A 21,312-nucleotide genomic window follows, 5' to 3' on the forward strand; every position below is an offset into this window, starting at 1 on the left:
GAATTACCGTCCCGGCCTGTCCAGCCGCTCCAGGAACCACTGCGTCAACCGCACCCAGACTTCATCCTTCTCGCCGGAATCCTCCCAGCCATGGTCGAGGTTGGGATTGTCGTTGACCTCGATGACGAAGACACCATCCTTGGTCTCCTTGAGGTCGACGCCATAGAGGCCGTCGCCGATGCAGCGCGCCGCCTTGACCGCGGTCTCGACGACATGGGGCGGCGTCTCCTTCAGCGTGAAGGTCTTGATGCCACCCTGGTCGGGCTTGCCATTGGCCTTGTGGTTGACGATCTGCCAGTGCTTCTTGGCCATCAGGTAATGGACCGCAAATAGAGGCTGCCCACCGAGCACGCCGACACGCCAGTCATACTCGGTCGGGATGAATTTCTGCGCGATCAGAAGATCGGAATCCTCCAGCCACTCGGTCGCGAGCCGCGTCAGCTCCTCGAGGTTGGCGCATTTCTTGACGCCGCGCGAGAAAGAGGAGTCCGGGATCTTCAGAACCAGCGGAAAGCCCAGCGTCTGCGCAGCGAGTTCGAGATCCGAGGTGCCGGCGATCATCACCGTGGGAGGCACCGGCACCTTGTTGTAGGCCATCAACTCGTTGAGATAGACCTTGTTGGTGCAGCGGATCATCGACAGCGGATCGTCGATAACCGGCATGCCCTCCTGCTGGGCGCGGCGGGCGAAACGATAGGTGTGGTTGGAGATCGAGGTGGTCTCGCGGATGAAGAGCGCATCGTAGTTGGCGAGCTTGGCGAGATCCTTCCTGGTGATGGGCTCGATTTCGACCCCCATCTTTTCGGCGATCTTGGCCCAGTAGCGCAACGACGAGATTTCCGACGGCGGCAGTTCCTCATGCGGATCGACAAGCGTGGCGAAGGTGTAGCGCGCCGGCGTGCGGCCCTTGGTGTCGCGCCACTCGCGGTTGGTGTAGGTCTCCAGGCACTGGATGAAGTTTTTTTCCTCGTCCTCGGTCATGCGTGCCAAGGGGTGGAAGCCGATCTTGCGGATCGAGGCCCATTCGGCGCTGTCCTTGATGTGAACCTCGAGCGCCGGTGCCCTGAACCAGTCGAACAACAGCTTGGCGAAGCGGTCCCATACTTTCGACGGCCCGATGCCGAAGAAGATGCAGACCTTTGCCGGAAAGACGCCGCCGAGGTCCTTGCGGCATTTGTTGAGCGCCAATTCCAATTCCGGCAGCGCATGTTCGTAGAGTTTGCGCTCGGACAGGTCGATCATCGTCTCGACGGTCGGGATGACCTTATGGCCGCGCGAGCCCGCCAGCAGCGAGGCATAGTAGCCGCGGCTCTGGTAACCGTAGTTGTTCGACAGGTTGATGACCTTGGGCCGCTGGCCGCGGAACAGCGAGGGATGCGCGAGATACTCGCGATTGGTGATGATCTTGTGCGGTGTCGCCACCTGGTCGAGATCGCTCTGCCTGCCGGTAAGAATGACCCAGGTCATTATCTCTTTCCCAAAGTGATGGCGGCACGCAGTCCGTCGCGGCCGAACTGCGCCATGTTCATGAAGATGCCGTAAGGCACGGGAATGTTGGCGGCATCAAGGATGGTTTCCTGCCTTTCATCCTCGACCCAGGGATCGTGGATCAGGATATGGTCGCCATCGTCGCCGATGGCCAGTACCCAGTGAGGCACCTTCTTGCCGAACATCAGGAAGCCGCTGATCAGCACCAGCACTAGCTTTCCCCCAGCGATCGCGGTTCTGATATCGTCGATGCTGAACGGACGGTAATTCACCGGGATACCGTAAAGTTCCGCGCGGCGGCGAAAGTCGACCTGGGCCAGCTCCATCACCCGGCGCTTGTCCTCGCTGCGCACCGACTGCAGGAACAGCGCGCCGTAGAAGGAAACGAAAATCTCCGCCGCGAGTCCGCTTTCGTAACCCGAGACCGCCAGGCCGAACGGCTCGCAGCCGCCAGGTCCAGACATCATGAAGACGGTCGTCGCCTCGCGCCAGAGGCGGATTTCCATCACCGGGTCCGGCACGAAGCCCCGGTCGAAATTGGCCATGGCCATCATCAGGCAGCACGGACCGCAGGTGAACTCGCAGGTCTGCTGATAGAACGGCACCTTGGTGGCGACCGGGAGATCGCCGCGCAGTGTCTTTTCATAACGAAGCGCCGTCTCGCCGTCGGAGTAGTAGCCCGGCTCGCGGCCGATCTTGCGATAGCCGGCCTGTTCGTAGATGCGGATGGCCCGGCCGTTGTCCTCGCGCACTTCGAGGCGCAGCATCATGCGGTCGTGCTCGAAGGCTGCCTCCTCGGCCGCCGACAGCAGCTGGCGGCCGACACCAAGTCCCCCGAAAAACGGGCCGACAGCTATGGAATAGAGCCGCGCGACCCCGCTGCCCTTGCGAAACAGCACGATCGAATAGCCGGCGACGCGGCCATCGATTTCGGCGACCAGCGCCTCGGCGGTCTCACGCTCGATGAACTGGCGAAAGGAGCGGCGGGAGATGCGGTCGCTCGAGAACACAGCTTTCTCGATGGCGGCGAGATCATCGACGTCGGACGCGCGGGCCGTGCGGATCTCGGCAGGCATGCGGCTTGAGGAAACCTCGATTGCGTTGCCGAAACGGCCCCGGTCAAAAGCGTCGCGAACACCGGCCGAAGCGCCGGTATTCATCAAGCGCTATCGCTCCTTGATTAGGGCCGAATTGTGACAGTTTCGGTGACGGCAGCGAAGCCGGCAAGCTTTGCGCAAGATCGCCGTTTGAAGCCTGCCCGTTGCGGAAGATCACAGCCCGCTCAGCTCGCGAGACCAGCCAAAAGCTGGCCATAGGCATTTTTGGCCACGACCGCCAATTGCTCGCGCGGCAGCGAGCCGACGACGGCGCAGCCATAGCCCTTGTCCAGCCAATAGACGGCCTGCGGCCCGTCCTGCGCCGCAGCATAGGTGCCCTTGGCGTTCTCCGTCGATTCCGCGGTGACGAAGAGCGATATGCGCTCACCCTTGTCGTCCTCGTAGAGCAGCATCGCGGCCTTGCTTTCGCCGGCCGGCAGCAGCCGGCCGCCGATCAGTTGAAAACCGTTGGCTGTCAGGTCCGGGGCGACCAGCCTCAAGCCGACCCGATTGGACAGCCAGGTCTGCAAATGATCCTTGTCGCTGGCAGGCACTTCCACGGCATGCCGCTTCTCGGCGGCGAAGATGACATAGGCGGCGATCGCCTGTTCGGCGAGCCTGTCTTCAGCCGGATCCTCCTGCCCGATGCCGTCGATGCCGGCAAAGTAGCCGCCAAATCCGCCCGCGGCCAGAAGCACGGCCGCGGCAGCAGCAAGCCACCAGCGCGAGCGTGGCGCGGCGACCCTGAGCGGTGCCTCGCCGAGCACCACCTTGCGCAAACGCAGGGGTACAGCCTCATCCAGCACACCGCCAAAGGCGGCGCGCAATGCCTCCCGGTCGGCGGTGAAGCGGACGCTCCTGGCCTTCATCTCGGGATTGGCTTCGAGCCAGGCATCGTAGGCGGCACGCTCGTCGGCCGGCAGCTCGCCGTCCAGCGCCATGTGGATGTCACGTTCGGAAAAATCGCGGCGGATCATTTCTCGACGATCCTTATCGTGCGGCGGCGCGCCGTATCATCCAGCAACCCACGCAATTCCTCACGCCCACGCGCGATGCGTGACATCAGCGTGCCGGCGGGCACGCCCAGGATGTTGGCGGCTTCGGCATAGGAAAAGCCCTCGATCGCGACCATGACAAGCGCGGCGCGACGATCGGGGCTGATCGCCTGCAAAGCATTGATGATCTCGCGCGAGGCGATGCCCTCCAACTGTTCGGCCGGCTGGGCAACCGCCTCGCCCGCTTCCAGCGGCAGCATCGCCGCCTCGCCGCGGCGGTTCACCTTGCGCATCTGGTCGATGAACAAATGATGCATGATCGTAAACAGCCACCTCCTGGGGCTCTCTCCCGTCTGCCAGTTCTCGAGCCGCAGCAGTGCGCGTTCGAGGCAGTCCTGGACGAGGTCGTCGGCAGAATCGCGGTCGCGCAAAAGCGAGCGTGCGTAGCGGCGCAGGCGCGGTATTTCGCCAAGGATTGCTGCCTTCTTTTCGTCCATGACCGCTGGTTTCTGAGGTCGCCTTTGTTGATCTCGATTGAACGCGCCTTCCCGGCGCGGCGCAAGCGGCCAGCGCGAAGCGGTCCGCCGCCCCGGTCACCCAAGCAATGAGATAACGAGCCCGCCGACCGATTTATTCCCGGCATCAACAAGAAAGCCGAATTATCCCAAATCGGTAAACGGGAAATCATTGCCCTTGTAGAGCAGCGGAACATTGAGACTTTTGGCACAAGCGTAGGTGAAACAGTCGCCGAAATTCAGTTGGGCCTGATGGCCGACAGCCTTGCCATAGCGCGCACTTGCATCAATGGCGTGGGAGCCAATGTCTTCGCCGATGACCACATTTTCCGCGCCAATTTCCACAATGAAACGATCGATCAGATCGCGAGCCCCGAGAAGGGCTTCAGCATCCGGCCTGTGGGAGCCCGCGGCTGCGCGCGCCACTGCCTGCGTCGCCTCGAAACGCACCAGCGCAGATACGTAGAGCGGGCCGGCAAAACCGGAAAGCCGCTTGACCAGTTCCTCCCACCCAGGTTCCCAATTGAGAATTCCGACGATCACCGATGCGTCGACGAACATCAGTCTTCCCACGTCTCGTCGGTGAATTTCTTCATGTCGAAATCGGGGTTGGGCAGGCCAAGCTTCCTGGCCTCGGCTTGCAACCTCGCAATCCGATCGCGAAGCGGCACCGTGGCGCGATTGCGCTCAAGTTCGTGTACCAACGCGATCCGAACCGCCTCCGTTTTGCTCGAGGCATTGGTCTCGCGCTGCAATTTGGTTGCCAGCGCATCCACCTCATCGTCACGGATGTAGAGCGGCATGGAATATCCTCCAATGGATATTCATATATTCTACCTTGCATATTCCTTCAAGACGCTACGCTTCCCTCCTTCGCCGCCCGCGTCAAAAGTCGCTGGTAAAACAGACCGATGCCGATCAGCACGGCACCAAGCCCGATAAAGGACAGCGCCCTGAGCACGCCCTCCAGTTCGGACATGTCGAAGAGGAAGACCTTCAGCACTGCGACAGCGATCAGCCCGGCGGAGGCAATGCGCAGCACCTGCGACTTCAGCCAGACGCCGGCGGTGAGCAGCGCCACGCCGATGACCAGCCAGAGCGCCGAATAGGTGTAGGTTTCCAATTGGCCAAGCCCGCTCCACAAGCCGATGAACTCGCCCTTGAACAGGCGCCTCACCGACAGCGTGGCATAGGCAAAGGCAAGCAGCGCCGCCACCAGCGCCAACATCTGCGCATACCATTTCGGCCGCTTGTCCCTGGCGTACAGCGCCAGCCCGCCGGCGGCGACCGCCGGCAGGAGATAGGCGAGGAACAACAGGTTGAACACCGGGATCCGGCCTGTCGATTCGTCCGTGAGCAGCGGATTAAGCACCACGAAATGCCTGACAACGATGAAGGCGACCGAGACCACGCCGACGGCCATCGAACCATAGCGCAGCACCGAACTTGGCGAGCGCATGTCGATGGCGACCAGGATGGCGCCGGCGCCGATCGCGATCAGCGTGTAGATCGCCTGTTCGGCGAGCGTCATGGCACCCGTGTCGATGACGCCGCCATGCATGGCGTGACGCACCAGCATGGCAACGGCTAACAGCGCAAACAGCGCCGCGGCCGCTTCCATGGCGAGGCGCGGCCGGCCATCGGTGGTGCGGGCGAGTTGCCAGGCGGCGAAGCCGAAGGCCAGCGCTGGTATCCCGTAACCCGGCAGCAGCCAGTTGAACACCGGTGTGGTGGAGAGGAATTCAGCGCCGACGATTGTCGGATCGAAGGCGACGCGGCCGAGCACCGCGATCACGGCGCCGACAGAAATCCAGCCGAGCGCCGGATAAGAACGCCAGCGTGTCGCCAGCGCCGGTATGATGGCCGCGGCACCCAGCAATATAGTGGTCCAGCCCGAGCCGAAAGCCATGTGCAGCATCAGGAGGCCGGCGATTGCCGCGCCGCCGAGGGCAAATGATACGGCCATTCCGCCCTTGAGCGGCGGCGCTTCGGCCCTTGCGATCCACTCGCCGCCGGCGGCGAAAATCACCACCAGCAGTGCCGCGATGACGGCGTAAACAAAGTCGCGGTCGAGATTGCCGAAGGTGAACCAGAGCGCCAGCAGGATGACCAGCGGCACAATGACGGCCCATGCCGCCCAGCAGGCGGACCGCGGCCAGGAGGAGGCCGCGAACTCCCGGGCTGCCCAGAGACCAGCGCCAATGAAGACCAGGCCCAGCGCGATGCCGATGCGCCATGTCAGCGCGTTGGAGGTTGCAAGCGGCAGTCCATCGACACCCAAAGCGCCGCCCGAAAAATCGAAAGCGATCGAGGTCGGCGGTATGATGCCGAGATAGATCAGCACCGTCGCCAGTCCGGCGGCGAAAAGCAGGGGCAGCGCCAGCGGTCGACAGAGCGCGACGGCCACCATCACGGCAAGCAGCACTGCCGCCGGCAAGGCATCGCCGGCGGCGGCGAAGACCGGGTCGACCGACAGGCCCAGCGCCGAGAAGGCGACGAACAGCCCAGGTACGATCGACGGCCAGTCGAAAACCCTGGCCGGTCCGGTCTCGTCGCCACGACGGCCGAGCCAGACAAAAGCGAGCACGGCGAGCGTGACCGCGTTGATGAACAGGATGGCGGAGAGGTTCGCCCCCGGTGCGTCGGTCATGTAGAGGATGGTCCAGATGCCGGTGCCGAAAAAGGCCGCCGCCATGAGCAGCTTCCAATCGCGCATGCGGGCGATGACGCCGGTGGCGGCAAGCACGATCGCCAGATAGCCGAACAGCGCCCAGGGATTGGGCGCCTGCGAGGCGATCAGCACCGGCGTCGCCATGGCGCCGACAAGGCCGATGCCCGCCAGCGCCTGGCCGTGGACGAGAGCGGCCGCGATGGTCGCCACACCGATGGCGCCGAGCAGCGTGAAGGCGAGCGCCGGCCCGATGAAACCGTAAATGCCATGGGCGGCGTAGACGGTGCCGAACAGGATGAAGGCACCCGCCGCTGTCAGGATTGCCGGAATATAAGCGCCCGTTGCGCCTTGCACGGGCATCTTGAAGCCGGTGCGGCGGATGAACTCGCCGCCCGCGACCACCACCAGCCCGAGCACCGCGGCCATGATGAGCCGCACGCCGGGACCGAAAATACCGGCCTCGATGGTGTAGCGGATCAGGAACAACCCGCCCAGTGCCAGCGCGATGCCGCCCACCCAGACCGCCCAGCGGGTGCCGAGCGCCGTTTCGACATCGGACTGGCGGGCGGCTTTCGGTGTTGTGGCAGGTTCGGTGGGTTCCGTTGCCTTCGGCTCGCCCGCGGTCCATGGCCCGGACATGATCTCGCCGGACGGAGCTTCCGCTTCCGTGGCCGGTGTCGCGATCGGCTCGCTCACCGCCGGCGTGGCGATATCGGCCACTGCCGCCGGCACCGGTGCCGCGTTCTCCTTGCCATCGGTGGCCGCCGGTTCGGACGGCTTGACTGCAGCGGGCACGGCGCCTGAAAGCACAAGGCTGCGCAACGCACCAAGTTCGCGCTCGATCAGGCCGATGCGGCCTTGCTGGCGCGAAATGATGACGAACAAGGCGATGATGGCGACAAGGCCGATCAGGCTCTCAAACATGGCGGTTCCCCCAAACCAGGCCAGTTTTCACTGACGTTTCGTCTCACTGACATTCAAATACGGCGGCTAGGCGGCAACTGGGCGGCTGGAAAACTCAACGTGCCGCCAGATTGGCGGCTGGAAATATGGAACATGTCTCGGTGCCGAAAGCCAGCAGCTTGCCGCCAGCGTCCTTCAGCGTCGCTTCCGAAACGGCAAGCGTGCGGCCTTTGTGGACCACCTTGCCTTCGCAGACCACCTCGCCGGTCCTGGGCGTGATCGGCCGTGTCAAATTGACCTTGAATTCCGCGGTCGTATAGGCCTCGCCCTTTTCGAGCAGTGTCTGCACGGCGCAAGCCAGTGCCGAATCGAGAAGCGTCGCCGCCCAGCCGCCATGCACGCTGCCCAACGGGTTGAGGTGGCGCTCGCTCGGCATGCCGCGAAAAACAGCGCGCCCTTCCGAGACTTCGGTGAGGGTGAAATTCAGCTGAAAGGAAATCGGCGGCGCCGGATATTTGCCATCGACGATGCGCTGCAGCAATTCCAGGCCGGTGTATTCCAGGATGTCGGCGTGTGGGATCGTGCCCAGGCCGAGCGGCGAGATGCGGCCCGGATAGAGTTCAACCTCGCTCATGTGATGATTTCTCTGGCGGCATTCTCTCCGGCAATGGTCTTGCGCGCTGCATGATGCTTGCGCAACGCAGCAAGAAAGCCGGCGCGGGCATCCGGCTGCTCGATGGCGCGCGGCTCATAGACGTGGCGGGTGAAGAAGAAGCCGGTGAGCCGGAAGGCGTCCTCGACAGCTCCGGGATCCGCGCGCAGGCCGGAACCGCGCTGCAGAAAGGCCGGCAGCGCCAGCATCTTGTCGCGCCACGGCAAGCCTGCTTCACGCGACACGGCGCGCCCCGACTTCGGCGAGACATAGGCGAGGTCCTGTTGCGTGCCGGTGGCGGCGCAGCGGCTGAGATCGAGGCCGAAGCCGAGTTCATCGAGGATCAGAAGCTCGAAGCGTGCCACCAGTTCGCCGGCGGCATCGGCGTCGTCGAGATGGACGATCATCACCGAAAGCGCCTCGTAAAGGCCGCCATGGGCGTCGCGCTCCGGCAGCAGACGCAGATGTGCCGCCATCGTCTGCAATCCGTAGACGGCGATGGCGCTGTCCATCAGCCGCGCGGCGTTCATCTCGATCGGCTCGGCCTGGAAGGTGCCGAGATGCTCGTCAAGACGTGCCCGCCACAAGAGATCGACGCGATTGCCTGGCTGCAGGACAGGCTGCTGCTTGCGCGAACGGCCGCCGCGAACGAGACCGAGATGGCGGCCATGCGTGCGCGTCATCACCTCGAGAATGGCGCTGGTTTCGCCATGCTTGCGGGTGCCGAGAATGATTCCCTCGTCGCGCCATTCCATTTCTAGAGCTTTTCACCGATCGGGTGGCGAAATCAAGATATGGGCTTGCGCCGGAGCCGGCTTTCGCAACAACGCATAAAAAACCGCCCGCAGCGATATGTGCTGCGGGCGGGTGGTGAGGTCAGTCTACCCTTTAGAAGTTGCGCTGGAAGCGGAGAATGCCGCCGACATTGCTCTTTTTGGTGGCACCGGCCCATATGGAGTTCGCCGGGGTGTCATTGCCGACATTCTGGTAGTCGACTTCGGCCGTGACCGTGAAGCCGGGCACAACGGTATAGGCAACGTTAGCGGCGATGCCGAGGTTCTTCCAGTCGTCGTAAGAGACCTGAGCGTTGAACGAGGTCTTGGCGTCGAATTTGTAGGTGCCGCCGCCCCAGATTGCCCAGTTGCCGCCCCACTGCTTGTAGAAGCCGCGACCTTTGGCATCGATGGCGTTGGTCGGATCGGTGAGGTTGTCATCGGTGCCGTAACCGCCCATGACGAACAGCGAAAATTCCTTGCTGACGTTCACGTCCAAACGAACCTTGCCGGCAACTTCTTCGTAGTTGCTGTCATACGCGACGACGCCAGTGATCGCACCCCAGTCGCCCTTGTACTTCAAGCCGCCGACGACATGCGGAACATAGCTGTCGATGGTTCCGATCTTGCCGGCGCCTTCTTCGAGCGAGACCAGCCCGGTCAGCCCGTTGCCTGCATCGAAGTAGTACTGAACGACGTTGCTCTCCTGCCCGCCATAGGGCACGATCGTGTCTTGGATGACGTTCCCGGCATAGCCGATGAACGTATCGAAAGCCGTGTCGTCCTTGCCGACGCGCAGGCCGCCGAGCTGAATCCAGGCGAAACGCAGCGAGAGAGACTTGTTGCGGCCTTGCCAGTCGTCGGCATTGCTGGCTTTTTGATTGAGATAATCACCTGAGCTGTTGCCGTAGTTGAAGCGGGTCTCGGTGTAGGTCTTCAACGTGCCGAGCTCGGTCTCCTGACCGGTCCAGGTCTTCAGCGTGAAGCGGGTGTTCTTGTAATAGGTCGAATGCGTGTCGCCGGCGCTCTGATGGTCAGGGACATGGTTGACACCATCGAACGTGCCGGCGTCGCCGACGCCAATGTCGTAACGGACATAGCCGCCGATGCGCAGGCAGGTCTCGGTGCCCGGGATATAGAAGTAGCCGGCGCCGTAGACGTCGCAGATCTTGACGTATTCGGCCGGTTCCGGCTCTGCAACGACGACAGCGTCCGCGGCGCGCGCGCCGGATACCGCGATCAGTGCCGCGGCTGAGCCGAGAAGGAGGCTCTTGATGTTCATTTTCTGACCTCTCCAGTCAAAGTTAAAAATGGCTTCGGATTTGTGGCTGGCGGATATGTTTTCCCGCCCATCCCCACAACGAAAAAGGCTCGCACCGCGTCCCCTTTTCGCGGCGAACATACCCATCAATCGTCCGCCTTCAATGACGGTTTCGTAAATAACGTCGATTCCATTAACAGAATAATCCTGTGTTGCACAAATAACACTTGCCATTTTAGCGAATGGCACAATCGGAACAACGTCATATATTCAATATATATTCGGATAATTTCCTGGCTAAATAGCTGTATACGCATGGTACCGCCACAAAACACCGGAACTCGTGAGGCCATGCCTGTTCCAAATTACTAATACGCAGCTGTTTTTTTGCCCCACGCATCGCCAGGCGACATTCGTCCCTTCGGCAACGCCGACGGCCCTGGCATCTGCGGCGATACGGTCGGGAGGCCGTCCGGCAAGACTGTGAGATGGCGCCAATCGGGACGCGGTGCCCGGTAGCAGTCCGTGGCCGGATTCCACATCGGCTCCGCCCCGGCTGCCGAGCAATAGGCCAGCCCTTCAGAAATGTCGGAAATATTTCAGAAACTGCTCGGGATTTTTGGCGGCACAAGAAGCAATAAGGGCAGGTCGGCCAGAGCGGTCGATCAACGGCCGGACACATTAGGCTCGTTTCCACATGCAGGTCGACCGATCGGGCAGCCCGGCGACTTCTCCTGACCAATCTGCCCGTCGAGAGGACCTGACATGATTTCCCTCCTGAGCACGGTGCGAAGGCACCAACTGACCACCTTCTTTTCACTGGCGCTTGGCCTGACCTGGCTGGGCTTCATCCCGTTCTGGCTGTCGAATGGCGACAGTATTCCCTGGTTTACGTTTGGCCCGATGGCCGCCGGCTTCATCGTCGCCTCTCTTTCCGGAGGTTGGACTTCAGTCAAGGCGATCCTCGCCTCGATGGTAAAGTGGCGGGTGCATCCGACATGGTACCTGGTGGCCTTCGGCCTGCCGTTCGCAACACAGCTGACTTCCATCATGATCAATCCGCTATTTGGCGCCGCAGCACCAGCCTGGGCCAATATTCCAGCCTTTTCCGAGATGGTGCCGATCATCGCGCTCTACGCCATCTTCAGCGGCCCGCTCGGAGAGGAGCCCGGTTGGCGGGGCTTTGCGACATCACGTCTGCTCGCCAGTCATTCGGCGCTGGCCGGCAGCCTGCTCCTCGGCGTGATCTGGGCAGTCTGGCACTTTCCGCTTGGGCTGGTCGGCGACCTCAGCCTGTACGGCACGATCAATGTCTTGCTGGCTGCCGTGGTCTTCACATGGCTCTACCAGAATACCGGCAGCGTGCTTCTCGCCTTCATCATGCACCTCACCCACCAGAACAGCGTGCGCTTCCTGGGCCAGGTGTTCACGGGCGGCGACTACGTACAGCAGCAATGGCTCGGTGTCGGCATTTGGGCAGTCATCGCGGTCATCATTGTCGCCCACTATGGCACGGAAAGTTTCGTGCGCAGGCCAAAGATGCGGTTTGCCGTCGCCGGCACAGTCTAACGCAAACGCAATTGTCGCGGCGACCGAAGCCAGGCGCTGCGTCTTTCTGGCGATGAAAGTGCACTGGCCCTTGACCCAGCCCGCTCGCCGTAGCCCAATGCCGGCATGGCTTCAGGAGCGGGCCTTTGATGGCGGTCTCGGCCACCGGTCAGGTTTTTCAATTCGGCGGTTTTACGCTCGATCTGGGCAAAGGCACGCTCAGCCGGGCCGACCAGCCGGCCTTCCTGCGCCCGAAAGCCTACGCGTTGCTGACCCACCTTGCCTGCCACATCGGCCGCGTGGTGCCGAAATCGGAGCTGATGGATACGGTCTGGCCTGGAGTTTTCGTCACCGAGGATTCGCTGACGCAGTCGGTGCGCGAAATTCGTAAGGTGCTGGGTGAGGAACGGGTGCGGACGGTGTCGAAACGCGGCTACATGTTGGTGCCGGAGACGGAAGCAGTACCCGAATCCGGTGCACAGCCAATCGTGGCGGTGCTGAGATTTCGCAACGACGGCGCGGATCCAGCCAATCAGGAGATTGTCGACGGTTTTGCAGAAGACATCATCAATGGTCTTGCCCGCTTCGGCACGGTGACAGTGCTGGCGCGCAATTCGAGCTTTTCGTTCGCCTCCCATTCGCCCGCCGAGTGGCCAGCCATCCGCTCGCGCATCGGCGCCGATTATCTCGTTGAAGGCTCGGTGCGGCGACAAGCGGAGCGCATCATCGCCGCGGTCAGTCTGGTCGATGCCGCCAATTCAGCGCAGCTCTGGGGCGATCGCTACCAGGCCGAGGCTGCCGGGCTGTTCGCGATCCAGCAGGACATCGTCGAGCAGATCGTCGGTCGGCTGGTGGTCAAGGTCAGCAATGCCGGACTGACGCGCGCCTCGCGGCGGCCGGTGACCAGCCTCGCCTCCTATGAGTTGGTATTGCGAGGCGTCGCCTTGATGCGCGACCCGGCGCAAAGCGACCTGAAGGCAGCTGCGGCACTGTTCGAGGCGGCGATCTCGAAGGATCCTTCCTATGGGCTCGCCCACACGTATTTGGCGCTGTCCCATGTGCTGAACAGCGAATTCGGACCCACCAGCAGTTCCGTGCTGGCAAAAGCCCGCGATCTTGCGGAAAGGGGTATCGCGCTGTCTCCCGACCAGGCGACGGCGCACCGCATTCAGTCGCTGGTCCGGCTCAGCATGCGCGACCATCCGGCCGCCGAGCATCATTTGCGGATCGCGCTCGAGCTTAATCCTGGCGACGCCGAATGCATCGAGCAGATGGGCCATCTTCTGACGATGCGCGGCCGACCGCTCGAGGCGCTCAGCTGGCTGGCGCGCGCCATCAGGATCGACCCGCTCAATCCTCACTGGTACCAATACGATCGATCGCTGGCGCTCTACATGCTGGGCGAATACCGGCCGGCCGCGGAGGCATTGGAACTGGCGACGCGGCCAACGCCGTGGATCCGCACGCGCCTGGCCGCCTGCTATGCGCAACTCGGCAACATGGAGGCGGCAACACGCCAGGCGGCGTTGATCAATGCCGGTGGCTTCGATTTTTCGCCGGTCGACTATGCGACAACAGTGGTCCCGTTCGAAAACGCCGTCGACGCGGAGCATCTTGTCAATGGCGTATTGCTGGCGCTGGGACGGCGACGTTAGATCCGGTGCCGTTACCTCACAGCTTATATGGCGTGGCGACCAACCAGCTGACGAGTGCTGTGTCGATTTCGACCTTAATGCGGGAACTCCAGTCCCATCTCGCGGTAGCGCTCGGGATCGTCACCCCAGTTTTCGCGCACCTTCACGAACAGGAAGAGGTGCACCTTCTGCTCGAGAATGCCCGCGATTTCCATCCGAGCCGCCTGGCCGATGGCGCGGATGGTCTCGCCCTTGTGGCCGAGCACGATCTTCTTCTGGCTGTCGCGCTCGACGTAGATGGTCTGGTCGATGCGCACCGAACCGTCCGGCTTCTCTTCCCATTTCTCGGTCTCGATATGGGAGGAATAGGGCAATTCCTGATGCAGCCGCAGATACAGTTTTTCGCGCGTGATCTCGGCCGCGAGCTGGCGCATCGGCAGGTCCGAAATCTGGTCTTCCGGATAGTACCAGGGGCCGGCCGGCAGCGCCTGCGCCAGATAGTCGAGCAGGTCCTTGCAGCCGGAACCGGTCAACGCCGAGACCATGAAGGTGCGCTTGAACGGCACTTTCTCATTCGCCGCCGCGGACAAGGCCAGAAGCGTCTCGTGCTTGACCCGGTCGACCTTGTTGAGGATCAGCGCCATCGGCTGGCGCACGTCCTTCAACCGTTCCAAGATGGCGTCGGCATCGCCCCGGATGCCGCGCTCGGCATCGATCAGCAGCAAGACGATGTCGGCGTCCTTGGCGCCGCCCCAGGCGGTGGTGACCATTGCCGTGTCGAGCCGCCGCTTGGGCTTGAAGATGCCGGGCGTGTCGACGAAGACGATCTGCGCATTGTCATGCGTGGCGATGCCGCGCACGATGGCACGTGTCGTCTGCACCTTGTGGGTGACGATCGACACCTTCGCGCCGACCAACTGGTTGACGAGCGTCGACTTGCCAGCATTGGGCGCGCCGATCAGCGCGACAAAACCGGAGTGCGTGGCGGGGGGTTCAGCAGTTTCGATATCGGTCATGCCGCGTTCCATACACCTTCGCGCAGCAGAAGGGCAGCCGCGGCCGCCTGCTCCGCCTCGCGCTTGGAACGGCCGCTGCCGACTGCCGGCTGAAACGCGCCGACCCTGACGCTGACCGTGAACAGCGGGTCGTGGTCCGGCCCCTCGCGGCTGTCGATCTGGTAGGCGGGAACCGCACCCGCCGCCTGATGCGCCCATTCCTGCAATTCGGTCTTGGCGTCGCGGCGCGCCGCGCCCGAAGCCTGCGAACGCGGCAGCCAGTATTTGTGGATGAAAGCCCGCGCCGCCTCCAGCCCACCGTCGAGATAGAGCACGGCGATCAGCGATTCCAAGGCGTCGGCGCGCAGATTGACGCGCTTGCGCCCATCGAGCCCGCGTATATCCGATCCGGCGCGGATCAAGTCCGGCAGCCCGATATGTTCAGCAATGTCCGAAAGCGCCTCGGCGTTGACCAGCGCGTTGAGCCGCAGCGACAGCTCGCCTTCCGCCGCATCGGGAAACGCGGCCAGCAGCATGTCGGCGACGACCAGGCCGAGAACGCGGTCGCCGAGAAACTCAAAGCGCTCGTAATCGATGCCGGCATTGGCCCCACGGGCACTGGCATGCGTGAGCGCGCGCTGCAGGCGCTGGCGGTCGGCAAAGGCATGGCCCGTGCGTTCCACAAGCGCTTCGGCGAGCGCATCGGCGGTCAGGCGTTTTGCCGCTGCCATCCCTAATTGACGAAGTGGAACAGGCGCGACGCGCGCATCAGCGACGGCCATTTCCAGATTTCGAGTGGGCTTGCCTTGCCGGCGATCGAGAAGAAAACGAGATTGGCGCGGCCAACCAGGTTTTCCGCCGGAACATAGCCGACCGTGAAACGACTGTCGGCGGAGTTGTCCCGGTTGTCGCCCATCATGAAATAATGGCCGGGCGGCACGTCGAATTCGCGGGTGTTGTCGCCGATCGAATTCGGCGACAGGTCCAGCGTGTCGTAGCTGACACCATTAGGCAGGGTCTCACGATAGACGTCGATCGGATAATCCTTTTCCGTGACGTCGGGATTATCGATCTGGCCGGTCTTCACACGCGGCACGCCCACGCCATTGATGAACAGCTGGCCGTCCTTCATCTGGATCTTGTCGCCGGGCAGGCCGACCACGCGCTTGATATAGTCAACGGAAGGGTCCGGCGGGAACTTGAACACCACGACATCGCCGCGCTTGGGCTCGGAGCCCCAGATGCGGCCAGAAAAAATATCTGGGCCGAAAGGCAGCGAATAGCGCGAGTAGCCGTAGGACCATTTGGTGACGAACAGATAGTCGCCTTCCAGGAGCGTCGGCCGCATCGATCCCGATGGGATCGAAAAGGGCTGGAACAAGAGCGTGCGGATGACCAGGGCGAGCAAAAGCGCCTGGACGACGACGCTGACGGTTTCGCCAAGCCCGCCGGATTTCTTCTGGGATTTATCAGCCACGCTCATGTCGTCCTCGATTGTGCGTTGGATGGTATAGAGTCTCGGCGCGCGCTGGGCAACGTCAATGCCGGTCGTCAGAGGCAATCAATGTGGCGCTTCTTCGACGGGCAACGCTTCGATGATCACAAAGGCTTGAGCGAGCGGGAAATCATCCGTGATGGTGAGGTGGATCGCCGCGCGATGTCCCCGGGGCAGGATCTTTTCCAGCCGCGCCAGCGCGCCGCCAGTCAGCGCCATCGTCGGCGCCCCGCTGGGCAGGTTGATGACACCCATGTCGCGCCAGAAGACGCCTTGCGCCAGACCCGTTCCCAAGGCCTTGGCGCAAGCCTCCTTGGCGGCGAAGCGCTTGGCGTAGGAGGCCGCGCGGGCGCGCCGGTTTTCCGAGCGCGCCTGTTCGACCTCGGTGTAGATTCTCTGGACGAAGCGCTGGCCGTGGCGCTCCAGCGACTTCTCGATGCGCCTGATATCGATCAGGTCACTGCCGATGCCAATGATCATCGTGCGGCGGAGCCGATGCTTCCCGTGGGATGGGACGATTGGCCATGACGGCGTGCGCGCTCGGCAAGGCGCTTGCGACGCTGTTCGCGGAAAGCGTTCATGCCCCAGCGCGTGATGCCGTAGAACAAGAGGCCAAACACCAGCCCGAGCGGCACGGCGCCGATCAGCATGGGTTCCAGCACGGGGTGCCACAGCTTCGCAAACGAAAGCGTATGCATCATGTCGCCCAGTTGCGCGGGCGGCCCGTGCTTGGGCAGGCGCTCATGCAGGATCAGCTTGCCGGTTTCCCAGGAGGCACCCCACAACAGGGGAAAGGTCAACGGATTGCCGAAGAAAACCGCGCCGAGGGCAGCCGCCACCAGATTGCCGGCGATCAGCCAGCACACGATAGCGGCAATGGCGAAATGGAAGCCCACCGGGAAAAACGATGCAAAGACGCCGGCGGCGACCCCGGCCGCCACAGCGTGCGGCGTGGCCTTCAGCCGCAGGATACGCTTGGAGAAATACTGGAGCGAGCGTGAAAACGAGCGGCGCGGCCACAGATAGGTACGCACCCGCTCGAGAAGACCATCAGGCTTGCGGCGACGAAAAAGCACTCTTTCCTATTCCCGGTAACGTACAGCTTACATACCGGCTGCTTCCAGCCCGGCTTCGACCGTCATATCTTGCGCTTTGCGGCCGCCTAAAGGCAATCGCGACTTTGATATAGCCATGCGCACCCCCGACAACAACCGAATGCCATCCGAACTGCGGCCATACAGCCTATAATCCTGGTAAGGTTCGCCTCCTCCAACACCGGACAATCACGGCGAATTTGAGAAGGGGCGTCGGCTTTTTGTCGCAGCCCAATGCTTGCGATACTACCGCAGGTATTCGCTGACCTCGACGAGGTTGCCGTCGGGGTCGCGGAAATAGACCGACATCATCGGGCCGCGGGCGCCGGTGCGTTCGACCGGCCCCAACTCCACCACCACATTGTTTGCCTCGAGACTGGCGATGACTTCGGCGAGCGGGCGATCGGTGATCAGGCAGAAATCGCCGGATCCGGTCGTCGGCAACCTAGCCTTCGGCTCGAAAGTGCGACCGATCTCGTGGACATTGATCTTCTGGTTGCCAAAAGCCAGGGCTGTCGGCTGGCCCGGCGTATCGATGCGCTCAAAACCCAGCACGCGCTGATAAAAGGCGCAGGTCGCGTCGAGCGACGCCACCGTCAAAACAAAATGATCGATCCCGACGATCATCTCGACCTCCCGTCGTCAGATGTTGCGGCTGCCGGGCTTGATTGCCGGTATAGCGGCAAGCTCCGGCGGCAGCCGGTCCGCGGGATAGGCCGGGACCTCATACTCGGCCAACGCGATCAGCGGCACGCCGACATGGGTCTTGCCGGCCGAACGGTCGATGATGCAGGCGGCGGCGACCACTTCTCCGCCAAGCTCGCGCAAGCAGTCGATGGTTTCGCGGATCGACAGGCCGGTGGTGACGATGTCCTCGACAATGACGACACGCGCGCCGCGCGCAATCTCGAAGCGACGCAAGCGGAACTCGCCCCCTTCCCGCTCGACCCAGATCGCCGGCACGCCGAGATGGCGCGAGGTCTCGTAAGCCGGGATCAGGCCACCGATCGCCGGGCCGACGACATAGTCGATCTTGCCCGGTACCGCCGCGCGGATCTTTGTCGCCAGCGCCTTGCACAGCCGCTCGGTCTTGTCGGCGTGCATGAACACGCGCGCCTTCTGCAGGAAAACCGGGCTGCGCAGGCCGGACGTCAAGATGAAATGCCCCTCCAGAACAGCACCCGCCTCGCGGAAAATGCCCAGCACTTCATCGGTGTTCATTGTTCGCTCCAGTGAGTAGTGAGTAGAGGGTAGAGGGTAGAGGGTAGAGGGTAGAGGGTAGAGGGTAATGCACTTCCTTCACCATTCACTACTCACTACTCACTATCACCCATTCACACGTCGTGCGTCGCTGACGCTCGAATTGTCCTTGAGCTGCGACAGCAGCCGGTTGAGATGCTTCAGATCCCAGACCTCGAGATCGATCAGCATTTCGGTGAAGTCGGGCGCCGTGCGCACCATCGACAGCGTATGGATGTTGGCGTCGTTGGAAGCAACGACCTGGGCGATGTCGGCGAGCGATCCCGGCGCGTTGATGGCGGTGACCGAGACACGCGCGGGAAACCGCTCCTTGGTGCGTTCGTCAATGTCCCAGCGCACGTCGATCCAGCGCTCGGGCTGGTCGTCGAAGGCCTGCAGCGCCGGCGACTGGATCGGATAGATGGTGATGCCGGTGCCCGGCTGGACGATGCCGACGATGCGGTCGCCAGGCACGGCGCCTTCCGGCGCGAAGCGCACCGGCAGGTCGCCGCGCACGCCGCGGATCGGCACGGCGCCGTCGCGCGGCTGGTCCTTGTCCTTGCGCGCGGCGCGGCCCGGTATCTGGAACAGCATGCCGGCGGCGTTGCGGATTTTCGACCAGCCCTCCTCGCGCTGCTTGGGCGCGGCCGGCGTGACGCGCTCGTCCTTGTAGTCGGGGAACACCGCCTTCATGACGTCGGTCGAGGCCAGTTCGCCGCGACCGACCGAGGCAAGGACATCCTCGATGTCCTTGCGCGCGAGCCTATGCAGCACCGGCTTCAGGCTGTCCTTGGTGAAAGTCTTGCCGGCCCGTTCGAAGGCCCGCTCCAGAATGCGCGCGCCGAGGCCCGAATACTGCTTGCGGATGGCATTCTTGGTGGCCCGGCGGATGGCGGCGCGCGCCTTGCCGGTGACGACGACGGATTCCCAGGCGGCAGGCGGCACCTGCGCCTTGGAGCGGATGATCTCGACCTCGTCGCCATTCTTCAGTTCCGTCATCAACGGCATGATGCGGCCGTTGACCTTGGCGCCGACGCAGGTGTCGCCGACATCGGTGTGCACCGCATAGGCGAAGTCGATGGGCGTGGCGCCGCGCGGCAACGCAATCAGCATGCCCTTCGGCGTGAAACAGAACACCTGGTCCTGGAACAGCTCCAGCTTGGTGTTTTCGAGGAAATCCTCGGGATTGTCGCCTTCGGCGAGTTGCTCGATGGTGCGCCGCAGCCAGGCATAGGCGTTGGTTTCCTTCGAGATCGCGGGGGCGGCACCGTTCACCTTGCCGCCGGTATCCTTGTAGATGGAATGGGCCGCGACGCCGTATTCGGCGATCTTGTTCATCTCGCGGGTGCGGATCTGCAGTTCGACACGCTGGCGCGAAGGACCGACGATGGTGGTGTGGATCGAGCGGTAGTCGTTCTGCTTCGGGGTCGAGATGTAATCCTTGAAGCGGCCGGGAACCATCGACCATGTGGTGTGGATGGCGCCGAGCGCGCGATAGCAATCCTCGACCGTATTGACGACGACGCGGAAGCCGAAAATGTCGGACAGCTGCTCGAAGGACAGCGCCTTGGCCTCCATCTTGCGGAACACCGACCACGGCTTTTTCTGGCGGCTTTTGACGCCGGCATTGATCGCATGTTTCTCGAACAGCGTAGACAGCGCCTTTTCAATGTCGGTCAGCACGCCCTTGTTGCGCTCGAAGATCTCGGCAAGCCGCGCGGTGACGGCGCGGTAGGCTTCAGGATTGATGAAGCGGAAGGCGATCTCCTCCAATTCCTCGCGCATACCTTGCATGCCCATGCGCCCAGCCAGCGGCGCATAGATGTCCATGGTCTCCTCGGCAATGCGCAGGCGCTTGGCCTCCGGCATATGGTCGAGGGTGCGCATGTTGTGCAGGCGGTCGGCGAGCTTGACCAGAAGCACGCGGACGTCTTCCGAGATGGCCAGCAGCAGCTTGCGCAGGTTTTCCGCCTGCTCGGCCTTCTTCGACACGAGGTCCAGCTTCTTAAGCTTGGTCAGGCCCTCGACCAGCTTGCCCATTTCCGGGCCGAACAGATCGTCGATCTCGGCCCGCGTCGCCGTGGTGTCCTCGATGGTGTCATGCAGCAGGGCGACCGCGATGGTCGCTTCGTCCATGTGCATTTCGGTGAGGATGGCCGCGACTTCGAGCGGATGCGAGAAATAGGGATCACCGGACGCGCGCTTCTGGTGGCCATGCTTTTGCATGGCATAGACGTAAGCCTTGTTGAGCAGTGCCTCGTTGACGTCAGGCTTGTAGCGCTGGACGCGCTCGACAAGCTCATACTGACGCATCATGGGCGGAATCTCTCGGCGATGAAATGAATCATGCGCCGCACTGCTGTACGGCGCATGTCATAGATAACCACGAAACTGCCAGGACGGAAGTGCGGAAGATTATTCCAGCAACCCCCGGAACAGACGCTCGCTCTTAGTAGTCGTCGCTCTTTTCCGGGGGCACCAGACCCTCGATGCCGGCCAGCAGGTCTTCCTCGGTCATCCGGTCGAACGTGACATTCTCCTCGGCGTCGTCGGTGTCGGCGGCCGCAACGGCACCGCCGGTCTGGTCGGCAATCACTTCGCCATCGGCCTCGGGCTCATCGACCTCGACATGCTTCTGCAGCGAGTGGATCAGATCTTCTTTGAGATCGTCGGGCGACAGCGTCTCATCGGCGATCTCGCGCAAGGCGATGACCGGGTTCTTGTCGTTGTCGCGCGGCACGGTGATCTGCGCGCCCTGGCTGATCTGGCGAGCGCGGTGGCCGGCAAGCAGCACCAGCTCGAATCGGTTGTCGACCTTGTCGATGCAATCTTCAACGGTTACGCGGGCCATGGATTGCCCCTTTCATGCCTGGATTTGACGGAAAACAGGCGCGGTCCATAACCCGAACGCCGCCGAAATACAAGCTTCTTGGCAATGGCGGCGCTATTGGG

General features: G+C 62.7%; 21 protein-coding genes. 2 read left to right on the forward strand and 19 right to left on the reverse strand.

All coding sequences use genetic code 11. From position 1 onward, the window contains the following. Positions 1–3: 3 nt before the first annotated feature. The 10 genes from AC0NIH_RS26010 to AC0NIH_RS26055 all read right to left on the reverse strand — a co-directional run bounded on the left by AC0NIH_RS26010 (position 4) and on the right by AC0NIH_RS26055 (position 10,376). Positions 4–1,467 (reverse strand): RimK family protein, encoded by a 1,464-nt coding sequence (locus AC0NIH_RS26010; protein ID WP_473462471.1) that lies wholly within the window; start codon positions 1,465–1,467, stop codon positions 4–6. Continuing rightward, positions 1,467–2,564, reverse strand: coding sequence for a peptidase C39 family protein (locus AC0NIH_RS26015; protein WP_473462692.1), 1,098 nt, complete (start codon positions 2,562–2,564; stop codon positions 1,467–1,469). Before AC0NIH_RS26015 ends, AC0NIH_RS26010 begins: the two co-directional genes overlap by 1 nt. Positions 2,565–2,770: 206 nt before the next feature. After that, positions 2,771–3,562 carry an anti-sigma factor family protein gene (locus tag AC0NIH_RS26020; RefSeq protein WP_473462473.1) on the reverse strand — a complete coding sequence of 264 codons (792 nt, stop codon included), beginning with the start codon at positions 3,560–3,562 and terminating at the stop codon, positions 2,771–2,773. Then, positions 3,559–4,077: an RNA polymerase sigma factor gene (locus tag AC0NIH_RS26025; RefSeq protein ID WP_013896365.1), complete on the reverse strand. Its 519-nt coding sequence runs from the start codon at positions 4,075–4,077 to the stop codon at positions 3,559–3,561. Before AC0NIH_RS26025 ends, AC0NIH_RS26020 begins: the two co-directional genes overlap by 4 nt. A gap of 162 nt (positions 4,078–4,239) precedes the next feature. Next, positions 4,240–4,656 (reverse strand): type II toxin-antitoxin system VapC family toxin, encoded by a 417-nt coding sequence (locus tag AC0NIH_RS26030; RefSeq protein ID WP_473462475.1) that lies wholly within the window; start codon positions 4,654–4,656, stop codon positions 4,240–4,242. Then, positions 4,656–4,898, reverse strand: a complete 243-nt coding sequence (locus tag AC0NIH_RS26035) for a type II toxin-antitoxin system VapB family antitoxin (RefSeq protein WP_473462478.1) — start codon at positions 4,896–4,898, stop codon at positions 4,656–4,658. The genes AC0NIH_RS26030 and AC0NIH_RS26035 overlap by 1 nt, the downstream gene beginning before the upstream one ends. Positions 4,899–4,945: 47 nt before the next feature. Beyond that, positions 4,946–7,690, reverse strand: a complete 2,745-nt coding sequence (locus AC0NIH_RS26040; protein WP_473462480.1) for a DUF2339 domain-containing protein — start codon at positions 7,688–7,690, stop codon at positions 4,946–4,948. Positions 7,691–7,784: 94 nt separating this feature from the next. Next, the gene (locus tag AC0NIH_RS26045; RefSeq protein WP_473462483.1) at positions 7,785–8,303 is read right to left on the reverse strand and encodes a PaaI family thioesterase; all 519 of its coding nucleotides are present in this window, start codon (positions 8,301–8,303) and stop codon (positions 7,785–7,787) included. Then, complete coding sequence (gene recO, locus AC0NIH_RS26050) at positions 8,300–9,076, reverse strand: DNA repair protein RecO (RefSeq protein WP_224730510.1); 777 nt, start codon at positions 9,074–9,076, stop codon at positions 8,300–8,302. Before recO ends, AC0NIH_RS26045 begins: the two co-directional genes overlap by 4 nt. A 133-nt stretch (positions 9,077–9,209) precedes the next feature. Then, a complete protein-coding gene (locus AC0NIH_RS26055; RefSeq protein ID WP_224689846.1) occupies positions 9,210–10,376 on the reverse strand; it encodes a porin in 1,167 nt (388 codons plus the stop codon). Between the two features lie 744 nt (positions 10,377–11,120). On the opposite strand from AC0NIH_RS26055, the gene AC0NIH_RS26060 reads away from it, so the two are divergent. Together AC0NIH_RS26060 and AC0NIH_RS26065 are read left to right on the forward strand one after the other, a co-directional pair. Next, positions 11,121–11,924 (forward strand): CPBP family intramembrane glutamic endopeptidase, encoded by an 804-nt coding sequence (locus AC0NIH_RS26060; RefSeq protein ID WP_473462485.1) that lies wholly within the window; start codon positions 11,121–11,123, stop codon positions 11,922–11,924. A 128-nt stretch (positions 11,925–12,052) separates the two neighbouring features. Then, complete coding sequence (locus AC0NIH_RS26065; protein WP_473462488.1) at positions 12,053–13,558, forward strand: winged helix-turn-helix domain-containing tetratricopeptide repeat protein; 1,506 nt, start codon at positions 12,053–12,055, stop codon at positions 13,556–13,558. A 74-nt stretch (positions 13,559–13,632) separates the two neighbouring features. Here the strand turns inward: AC0NIH_RS26065 and era are convergent, their stop codons facing one another. The 9 genes from era to rpoZ all read right to left on the reverse strand — a co-directional run bounded on the left by era (position 13,633) and on the right by rpoZ (position 21,211). Beyond that, positions 13,633–14,565 (reverse strand): GTPase Era, encoded by a 933-nt coding sequence (gene era, locus AC0NIH_RS26070; RefSeq protein WP_140576328.1) that lies wholly within the window; start codon positions 14,563–14,565, stop codon positions 13,633–13,635. Next, positions 14,550–15,263: a ribonuclease III gene (gene rnc, locus AC0NIH_RS26075; RefSeq protein ID WP_473462491.1), complete on the reverse strand. Its 714-nt coding sequence runs from the start codon at positions 15,261–15,263 to the stop codon at positions 14,550–14,552. The genes era and rnc overlap by 16 nt, the downstream gene beginning before the upstream one ends. A gap of 2 nt (positions 15,264–15,265) precedes the next feature. After that, complete coding sequence (gene lepB / locus AC0NIH_RS26080; protein WP_013896376.1) at positions 15,266–16,015, reverse strand: signal peptidase I; 750 nt, start codon at positions 16,013–16,015, stop codon at positions 15,266–15,268. 78 nt (positions 16,016–16,093) lie between these two features. Next, the gene (acpS, locus tag AC0NIH_RS26085; protein WP_473462494.1) at positions 16,094–16,507 is read right to left on the reverse strand and encodes a holo-ACP synthase; all 414 of its coding nucleotides are present in this window, start codon (positions 16,505–16,507) and stop codon (positions 16,094–16,096) included. Continuing rightward, positions 16,504–17,103, reverse strand: coding sequence for a DUF2062 domain-containing protein (locus tag AC0NIH_RS26090; protein WP_023768482.1), 600 nt, complete (start codon positions 17,101–17,103; stop codon positions 16,504–16,506). The genes acpS and AC0NIH_RS26090 overlap by 4 nt, the downstream gene beginning before the upstream one ends. Positions 17,104–17,367: 264 nt before the next feature. Beyond that, on the reverse strand, positions 17,368–17,748 hold the full coding sequence (locus AC0NIH_RS26095; RefSeq protein WP_473462496.1) for a VOC family protein: 381 nt from the start codon (positions 17,746–17,748) through the stop codon (positions 17,368–17,370). 15 nt (positions 17,749–17,763) lie between these two features. After that, positions 17,764–18,342 carry an orotate phosphoribosyltransferase gene (gene pyrE, locus AC0NIH_RS26100; protein WP_473462499.1) on the reverse strand — a complete coding sequence of 193 codons (579 nt, stop codon included), beginning with the start codon at positions 18,340–18,342 and terminating at the stop codon, positions 17,764–17,766. A 105-nt stretch (positions 18,343–18,447) separates the two neighbouring features. Further along, on the reverse strand, positions 18,448–20,676 hold the full coding sequence (locus AC0NIH_RS26105; protein ID WP_473462502.1) for a RelA/SpoT family protein: 2,229 nt from the start codon (positions 20,674–20,676) through the stop codon (positions 18,448–18,450). A 133-nt stretch (positions 20,677–20,809) separates the two neighbouring features. Then, entirely contained in the window at positions 20,810–21,211 is a 402-nt protein-coding gene (rpoZ, locus tag AC0NIH_RS26110) for a DNA-directed RNA polymerase subunit omega (RefSeq protein ID WP_013896382.1), read from the reverse strand. Positions 21,212–21,312 lie beyond the last annotated feature (101 nt).

The sequence above is a fragment of the Mesorhizobium sp. WSM1386 genome, from assembly GCF_055901595.1.

Coding starts and splice junctions, on each gene's coding strand:
- AC0NIH_RS26010 (WP_473462471.1), bottom strand. CDS start 1,467: ATGACCTGGGTCATTCTTACCGGCAGGCAGAGCGATCTCGACCAGGTG.
- AC0NIH_RS26015 (WP_473462692.1), bottom strand. CDS start 2,564: ATGCCTGCCGAGATCCGCACGGCCCGCGCGTCCGACGTCGATGATCTC.
- AC0NIH_RS26020 (WP_473462473.1), bottom strand. CDS start 3,562: ATGATCCGCCGCGATTTTTCCGAACGTGACATCCACATGGCGCTGGAC.
- AC0NIH_RS26025 (WP_013896365.1), bottom strand. CDS start 4,077: ATGGACGAAAAGAAGGCAGCAATCCTTGGCGAAATACCGCGCCTGCGC.
- AC0NIH_RS26030 (WP_473462475.1), bottom strand. CDS start 4,656: ATGTTCGTCGACGCATCGGTGATCGTCGGAATTCTCAATTGGGAACCT.
- AC0NIH_RS26035 (WP_473462478.1), bottom strand. CDS start 4,898: ATGCCGCTCTACATCCGTGACGATGAGGTGGATGCGCTGGCAACCAAA.
- AC0NIH_RS26040 (WP_473462480.1), bottom strand. CDS start 7,690: ATGTTTGAGAGCCTGATCGGCCTTGTCGCCATCATCGCCTTGTTCGTC.
- AC0NIH_RS26045 (WP_473462483.1), bottom strand. CDS start 8,303: ATGAGCGAGGTTGAACTCTATCCGGGCCGCATCTCGCCGCTCGGCCTG.
- recO (WP_224730510.1), bottom strand. CDS start 9,076: ATGGAATGGCGCGACGAGGGAATCATTCTCGGCACCCGCAAGCATGGC.
- AC0NIH_RS26055 (WP_224689846.1), bottom strand. CDS start 10,376: ATGAACATCAAGAGCCTCCTTCTCGGCTCAGCCGCGGCACTGATCGCG.
- AC0NIH_RS26060 (WP_473462485.1), top strand. CDS start 11,121: ATGATTTCCCTCCTGAGCACGGTGCGAAGGCACCAACTGACCACCTTC.
- AC0NIH_RS26065 (WP_473462488.1), top strand. CDS start 12,053: ATGGCGGTCTCGGCCACCGGTCAGGTTTTTCAATTCGGCGGTTTTACG.
- era (WP_140576328.1), bottom strand. CDS start 14,565: ATGGAACGCGGCATGACCGATATCGAAACTGCTGAACCCCCCGCCACG.
- rnc (WP_473462491.1), bottom strand. CDS start 15,263: ATGGCAGCGGCAAAACGCCTGACCGCCGATGCGCTCGCCGAAGCGCTT.
- lepB (WP_013896376.1), bottom strand. CDS start 16,015: ATGAGCGTGGCTGATAAATCCCAGAAGAAATCCGGCGGGCTTGGCGAA.
- acpS (WP_473462494.1), bottom strand. CDS start 16,507: ATGATCATTGGCATCGGCAGTGACCTGATCGATATCAGGCGCATCGAG.
- AC0NIH_RS26095 (WP_473462496.1), bottom strand. CDS start 17,748: ATGATCGTCGGGATCGATCATTTTGTTTTGACGGTGGCGTCGCTCGAC.
- pyrE (WP_473462499.1), bottom strand. CDS start 18,342: ATGAACACCGATGAAGTGCTGGGCATTTTCCGCGAGGCGGGTGCTGTT.
- AC0NIH_RS26105 (WP_473462502.1), bottom strand. CDS start 20,676: ATGATGCGTCAGTATGAGCTTGTCGAGCGCGTCCAGCGCTACAAGCCT.
- rpoZ (WP_013896382.1), bottom strand. CDS start 21,211: ATGGCCCGCGTAACCGTTGAAGATTGCATCGACAAGGTCGACAACCGA.